The following is a 6,593-nucleotide window of genomic DNA, read 5'->3' as shown; positions in this document are numbered from 1 at the left end:
GTCAATCCATTTTTTCAGGATTTTTTCTCTTTCTTCCCGGCCGCTTTGTGAAGTGAATCACTTGCGCCGTGTCGATGGAGGCGCATTATAGGGAGCTGGTTCAGAATAACAAGGATTAATATTCACTTTTATTCTAACCGGTCACTATTCAGGCATAATGCTTATTAATGTCGCTTTTTGATGGCTTTGGGGAGTTCCGCCAGGCTATTAAGCACCCAGTCAGCCTGATTTTCACCCTCTTGAGTCACTGGCTTCCCGCTACGCACTAATACTTTAGTACCCACACCGGCCGATGCCGCCGCCAACATATCTTCCACTTTATCGCCAACCATATAAGAAGCAGACATATCAATGTCCAATTCTTTTTGTGCCTGCAATAACATGCCCGCTTGCGGTTTGCGGCAATCACAGTTCTGACGATATTCCACAACAGGCGCATCAGACAGATGCGGGCAGAAATAGATACCGTCAAGATCAACGCCACGGTCTGCCAGCGACCAATCCATCCATTCGGTCAGTTGCATGAATTGATCTTCACTGAACATGCCGCGGGCGATGCCGGACTGGTTGGTCACTAATACCAGCGCAAAGCCCATTTGTTTGAGCTCACGACATGCATCAATGACACCGTCAATAAATTGGAAATTGTCAATTTCGTGGACATAGCCATGATCGACATTAATTGTACCATCACGATCTAAGAAAATAGCTGGGACGCGTTGTGTCACCGGTTTGCTCCTGGATGCTTGTAAACGCGCACAGTATCGCATGTTTTCTATTGTACTGAGAATGCCAGAGAACGTCCTTTTCCGTTGACTTAGACGTCTAGACGCCTTAGCATCTGACCATACCTTGGTTCCACACCAAGGTTTACTTTTATCTAGCCACGGGCAACCACGCTAAAATAAGAAAAATATGATTAAACTTTCAAACATCACCAAAGTGTTTCAGCAGGGTTCGCGCACTATTACTGCGCTTTCAGACGTGACTCTCCACGTCCCTGCCGGGCAAATTTACGGCGTTATCGGTGCCTCTGGTGCCGGTAAAAGCACGCTTATCCGCTGTGCTAACATGCTTGAGCGTCCTACATCCGGCCAAGTATTGGTTGATGGCCAAGATCTGACCTCACTGTCAGAACGTGACCTCACGCGTGCACGGCGTCAGATTGGCATGATCTTCCAGCATTTTAACCTGCTGTCATCCCGCACGGTGTTTGGCAACGTTGCTCTGCCGCTGGAACTTGATAACACCCCGCGTGCTGAAATTAAAAAACGCGTTAGTGAATTACTGGAATTGGTGGGTCTGTCAGACAAACATGACGCTTATCCCGCCAATCTGTCTGGTGGGCAAAAACAACGTGTAGCGATAGCACGCGCGCTCGCCAGCAATCCGAAGGTGCTGCTGTGTGACGAAGCGACAAGCGCACTTGACCCGGCGACCACGCGTTCCATTCTGGAGCTGCTAAAGGATATCAATCGTCGTCTTGGCCTGACTATCTTGCTGATTACGCATGAAATGGATGTGGTAAAACGCATCTGTGATCAGGTTGCCGTGATTAGCCAAGGCCAACTGATCGAAAAAGACAGCGTCAGTGAAGTTTTCTCCCATCCGAAAACACCGTTGGCGCAACAATTCATCCAGTCTACGCTTCACTTGGACATTCCAGAAGATTACGCATTGCGGCTGAGCCCGGATCGTACTGGCGAGCGCCAACCTTTGCTGCGATTGGAGTTCACCGGTCAGTCAGTTGATGCACCATTGCTGTCAGAAGCCGCTCGCCGCTTCAACGTGAATAACAACATTATCAGTGCACAAATGGACTACGCCGGCGGTGTGAAATTTGGCGTGATGCTGGCTGAGCTACACGGCAGCGACGAAGACGCACTGGCAACGATTAAATTCCTACAAGATAATCAGGTTAAAGTAGAGGTTCTGGGTTATGTCTGAGGCAATGATGTGGTTAATGGCACGTGGCGTGTGGGAAACCGTCATGATGACCTTTGTCTCCGGCTTCTTCGGTTTCGTCATCGGTCTGCCAGTTGGCGTGCTATTGTATGTTACCCGCCCGGGGCAAATTATCGCCAACCCAACGCTATATAAAGTATTGTCTGGTTTGGTGAATATATTCCGTTCGATCCCGTTCATTATTTTGCTGGTTTGGATGATTCCCTTTACCCGCATGATTGTCGGTACGTCGATCGGCTTACAGGCCGCTATCGTTCCGCTGACCGTAGGAGCTGCACCGTTTATTGCACGTATGGTTGAAAATGCCCTGTTGGAAATTCCATCCGGCTTGGTAGAAGCAGCTCGTGCTATGGGCGCAACCCCCATGCAGATCATCAAAAAAGTGCTGTTGCCCGAAGCGTTGCCGGGTTTAGTGAACGCGGCCACCATTACCTTAATTACGCTGGTCGGTTACTCAGCAATGGGCGGGGCAGTCGGTGCCGGTGGTTTGGGGCAAATTGGTTATCAATACGGCTATATTGGCTATAACGCCACAGTAATGAATACGGTTTTAGTCTTGCTGGTAGTGTTAGTTTATCTGATTCAGTTTTGTGGCGATCGGATTGTTAAAACCGTTACCCATAAATAAGTTTCACAGCAACGCGCTTTCGAGCGTATTACTTATACGAGTCTAATGAGGAAGAGATATGTCGTTAAAATTTAAATCCATCGCGGCAATCGGCGCACTGATCGGCACTCTGGCTCTGACAGGCTGCGGTCAAGATGAAAAAGATCCAAACCATATCAAAGTGGGCGTTATTGTCGGTGCTGAGCAGCAGGTTGCTGAGGTAGCGCAGAAGGTCGCCAAAGAAAAATACGGCCTCGACGTTGAGTTGGTAACATTCAACGATTACGTTCTGCCCAATGAGGCGTTGAGCAAAGGCGATATTGATCTGAACGCTTTTCAACATAAACCTTATTTGGATCAGCAGATCAAAGATCGTGGCTATAAGTTGATATCCGTCGGTAATACGTTCGTTTACCCAATCGCCGGTTACTCCAAAAAAATCAAGACGCTGGACGAACTGCAACCGGGCTCACAAATCGCCTTACCTAATGATCCAACCAACCTGGGCCGCTCACTCTTGCTGCTGCAGCAAGAAGGGTTGATCACACTGAAAGACGGTGTTGGCTTGCTGCCTACGGTGCTGGATGTTACCGATAATCCGAAAAAACTGAAACTGGTTGAGCTGGAAGCCCCACAGTTGCCGCGTTCGCTAGACGACCAGCAAATAGCATTGGCAGTTATCAATACCACCTATGCCAGCCAAATCGGCCTGACACCTGCTAAAGACGGCCTGTTTGTTGAGGGTAAAAACTCACCTTACGTTAACCTCTTGGTTGCCCGCGAAGACAACAAAGATGCAGAAAACGTAAAAAAATTCGTACAAGCTTATCAGTCTGATGAAGTTAACGACGCAGCGAATAAAATCTTCAACGGTGGCGCAGTAAAAGGCTGGTAATCCTACGCTAAAACGATTGGGGATGACGGACGCATGACGGTAATGATTGCCGGATAATGCGGCCCACTACGCTATTTTATTCCTATATTTGCAAGACGGGCTCCGGCCCGTCTTGTTATTTCCACCATAGATTGCTTCAATAGCGCCACTTTATTTTACAGAAAGCAGAGGAATCTCTATGCGTGCTTTACCTCTCTGTTTGTTAGCGCTGACGCTGGGCGGTTGTTCCATGCTACACACCGAGCCTACCCCAACAAACAGTACCAACAAACCGACCACGACGACGCCGGCTAAAACCACTCCCGTAGCGCGTCCAGCCCCGGTAAAATTGTATAAAAATGCCGAAGAGTTAGTCGGTAAACCATTCCGCGATCTGGGCGAAGTTTCGGGTGAGTCTTGCCAAACGTCCGTTCAAGATTCACCACCGAATTTGGCGACCGCACGTAAGCGTATGCAAATCCGCGCGTCTTATATGAAAGCAAATGCGGTGTTATTACACGACTGCCAAATTGTTAGCGGCGCGGCTGGCTGTTACCGACAGGCAGTTTGCCAAGGTTCTGCACTTAATGTCTCGGCCAAATGACCGAGTTTGTTTTCAATCAGATCGGCATCATCCGCTCGCCGTATAAAGAAAAGTTCGCGGTTCCCCGCCAGCCGGGCTTAGTCGAAGACGGTGGCGGAGAGCTAATACTGCAGCCGCCATACAATCAGGCAGAAGCTGTTCGCGGCCTCAGCGATTTCAGCCATGTATGGATAATGTTTATCTTTCATCAGACGCTGGAGGGCGGTTGGCGCCCCACGGTGCGCCCGCCCCGCCTTGGCGGTAATGCTCGCGTAGGCGTTTTCGCTACCCGCTCAACGTTTCGCCCTAATCCGCTGGGTATGTCGCTGGTTGAGTTGAAAGGCATACGTACGCAAGGATGTGATGTGATTCTCGAACTGGGTAGTTTGGATCTGGTTGATGGAACCCCCGTCGTGGATATCAAACCTTATCTACCGTTCGTAGAAAGCCAACCACAGGCGCTAGCCAGTTTTGCTCAGCATGCCCCGTCTGCCGACATGCCGGTGTGTTTTTCGCCACTGGCTCAACAACAACTAGAAAAAAACCAACGGCGGTACCCTAATTTACGCCGATTTATCAGCCAGGTGCTAGCCCAAGATCCGCGCCCTGCTTATCGTAAGGCAGAAGAAAACCAGCGCGATTATGCCGTTTGGTTACTCGAATTTAATGTGCGTTGGCGCGTGGTTAACGGCCAGACTGAAGTACTGTCACTTGAGCCTCGTTAAAATTCCGCTGTCTCTCTTTTGACAACCGGCACACGCTGTTAAACTAAATCACTTTTGACAATTTCGGCCGCCACCCTGGCTGCCCGTTGCAATTTGCAGTTCTAACGGAACCAAAACACCATGCGTACTAGCCAATATCTGCTCTCCACCTTGAAGGAGACACCTGCCGATGCCGAAGTGATCAGCCACCAGCTGATGCTGCGCGCCGGGATGATTCGCAAACTGGCCTCAGGCCTTTATACCTGGTTGCCGACAGGCCTGCGGGTTCTGAAGAAAGTTGAAAATATCGTTCGCGAAGAAATGAACAATGCCAATGCGATCGAAGTTTCAATGCCGGTAGTTCAACCTGCAGATCTGTGGCAGGAAAGTGGCCGTTGGGAACAGTACGGCCCGGAACTGCTGCGCTTTGTCGATCGTGGCGAGCGTCCATTTGTACTTGGTCCAACACATGAAGAAGTTATTACCGATCTGATTCGTAACGAAATCAGTTCTTATAAACAATTGCCGCTGAACTTCTTCCAGATTCAGACTAAATTCCGCGATGAAGTACGCCCGCGTTTTGGTGTGATGCGTTCGCGCGAGTTCCTGATGAAAGATGCCTATTCATTCCATACCACGCAAGAGTCGCTGCAGGCGACTTACGACACCATGTACGAAGCGTACAGCAAGATTTTCAACCGTATGGGGCTGGATTTCCGCCCGGTACAAGCCGATACCGGCTCAATCGGCGGCAGCGCTTCGCATGAATTCCAAGTGCTGGCAGACAGCGGTGAAGACGATATTGTGTTCTCAACCGGTTCTGATTATGCCGCCAACATTGAGCTGGCAGAAGCGGTGGCTCCAGCAACACCACGCGCAGCAGCAAGCGAAACGCTCCGTCTTGTCGATACGCCTAATGCGAAAACTATCGCCGAATTGGTCGAGCAATTCCAATTACCGGTAGAAAAAACCGTGAAAACGCTGCTGGTACATGCAACAGAAGAAAGCGGCCATAAACTGGTTGCCCTGCTGGTTCGTGGCGATCACGAATTAAATGAAATCAAAGCAGAGAAGTTACCACAGGTCGCGGTGCCAGTTACTTTCGCCAATGAAGACGACATTCGTGCTGTCGTCGGCGCAGGCCCGGGCTCATTAGGCCCAGTTAATATGCCGGTGCCTGTAGTAATTGACCGTAGTGTGGCCGCAATGAGCGATTTTGGCGCTGGTGCTAACGTTGACGGGAAACACTACTTCGGTATCAACTGGGAGCGTGACCTGCCCTTGCCACAGGTAGCGGATATTCGAAACGTCGTGGAAGGCGACGCGAGTCCTGATGGTCAAGGAACGCTACTGATCAAACGCGGTATCGAAGTGGGTCATATCTTCCAATTGGGTACCAAGTACTCGGAAGCGATGAAGGCCACCGTACAGGGCGAAGATGGGCGTAACCAGTTGTTAACCATGGGGTGCTACGGAATTGGCGTGACGCGCGTCGTCGCAGCAGCCATCGAGCAGAACCACGATGAACGCGGCATTATCTGGCCGGATGCGATTGCCCCGTTCCAGGTTGCTATTCTGCCAATGAACATGCATAAGTCATTCCGCGTGCAAGAGCTTGCGGAAAAGCTGTACAGCGAATTGCGTAGCCACGGTATCGACGTTATCCTCGACGATCGTAAAGAACGCCCTGGCGTAATGTTTGCTGATATGGAATTGATTGGTGTACCGCACTCGATCGTTATTGGTGACCGCAACTTGGACAATGATGAGATCGAATATAAAAATCGCCGTATCGGTGAGAAACAGATGTTAAAAACAGGCGACATCGTTGATTATCTGGTCGAGCAGATCAAACGCTAA

Annotated in this window: 7 protein-coding genes; 6 read left to right on the top strand and 1 reads right to left on the bottom strand. The window is 50.0% G+C overall.

Annotated features, from left to right (window positions below; genetic code table 11):
- Window positions 1–164: 164 nt before the first annotated feature.
- On the bottom strand, window positions 165–728 hold the full coding sequence (gene gmhB / locus ACQKDS_RS13945; protein WP_399671587.1) for a D-glycero-beta-D-manno-heptose 1,7-bisphosphate 7-phosphatase: 564 nt from the start codon (window positions 726–728) through the stop codon (window positions 165–167).
- Window positions 729–915: 187 nt separating this feature from the next.
- Between gmhB and metN the strand changes: the two genes are divergently transcribed.
- From metN to proS, 6 genes are all read left to right on the top strand, one after another.
- Window positions 916–1,947: a methionine ABC transporter ATP-binding protein MetN gene (metN, locus tag ACQKDS_RS13940; protein ID WP_399671584.1), complete on the top strand. Its 1,032-nt coding sequence runs from the start codon at window positions 916–918 to the stop codon at window positions 1,945–1,947.
- Window positions 1,940–2,593, top strand: a complete 654-nt coding sequence (locus ACQKDS_RS13935; RefSeq protein ID WP_399671581.1) for a methionine ABC transporter permease MetI — start codon at window positions 1,940–1,942, stop codon at window positions 2,591–2,593. Before metN ends, ACQKDS_RS13935 begins: the two co-directional genes overlap by 8 nt.
- A gap of 58 nt (window positions 2,594–2,651) precedes the next feature.
- Window positions 2,652–3,467 (top strand): MetQ/NlpA family lipoprotein, encoded by an 816-nt coding sequence (locus ACQKDS_RS13930; RefSeq protein WP_399671578.1) that lies wholly within the window; start codon window positions 2,652–2,654, stop codon window positions 3,465–3,467.
- Between the two features lie 178 nt (window positions 3,468–3,645).
- Window positions 3,646–4,050: an Rcs stress response system protein RcsF gene (gene rcsF, locus ACQKDS_RS13925; protein WP_399671575.1), complete on the top strand. Its 405-nt coding sequence runs from the start codon at window positions 3,646–3,648 to the stop codon at window positions 4,048–4,050.
- Window positions 4,047–4,754, top strand: coding sequence for a tRNA (N6-threonylcarbamoyladenosine(37)-N6)-methyltransferase TrmO (gene tsaA, locus ACQKDS_RS13920; protein ID WP_399671572.1), 708 nt, complete (start codon window positions 4,047–4,049; stop codon window positions 4,752–4,754). Before rcsF ends, tsaA begins: the two co-directional genes overlap by 4 nt.
- A gap of 120 nt (window positions 4,755–4,874) precedes the next feature.
- On the top strand, window positions 4,875–6,593 hold the full coding sequence (proS, locus tag ACQKDS_RS13915; protein ID WP_399671569.1) for a proline--tRNA ligase: 1,719 nt from the start codon (window positions 4,875–4,877) through the stop codon (window positions 6,591–6,593).

Source organism: Serratia sp. NPDC078593, from assembly GCF_050268245.1.
GTDB lineage: Bacteria > Pseudomonadota > Gammaproteobacteria > Enterobacterales > Enterobacteriaceae > JBNNGK01.
Note: the sequence above shows the minus strand (reverse complement) of the source record. Positions and strands in the feature narration are given on the sequence as shown.

Coding starts and splice junctions, on each gene's coding strand:
- metN (WP_399671584.1), top strand. CDS start 916: ATGATTAAACTTTCAAACATCACCAAAGTGTTTCAGCAGGGTTCGCGC.
- ACQKDS_RS13935 (WP_399671581.1), top strand. CDS start 1,940: ATGTCTGAGGCAATGATGTGGTTAATGGCACGTGGCGTGTGGGAAACC.
- ACQKDS_RS13930 (WP_399671578.1), top strand. CDS start 2,652: ATGTCGTTAAAATTTAAATCCATCGCGGCAATCGGCGCACTGATCGGC.
- rcsF (WP_399671575.1), top strand. CDS start 3,646: ATGCGTGCTTTACCTCTCTGTTTGTTAGCGCTGACGCTGGGCGGTTGT.
- tsaA (WP_399671572.1), top strand. CDS start 4,047: ATGACCGAGTTTGTTTTCAATCAGATCGGCATCATCCGCTCGCCGTAT.
- proS (WP_399671569.1), top strand. CDS start 4,875: ATGCGTACTAGCCAATATCTGCTCTCCACCTTGAAGGAGACACCTGCC.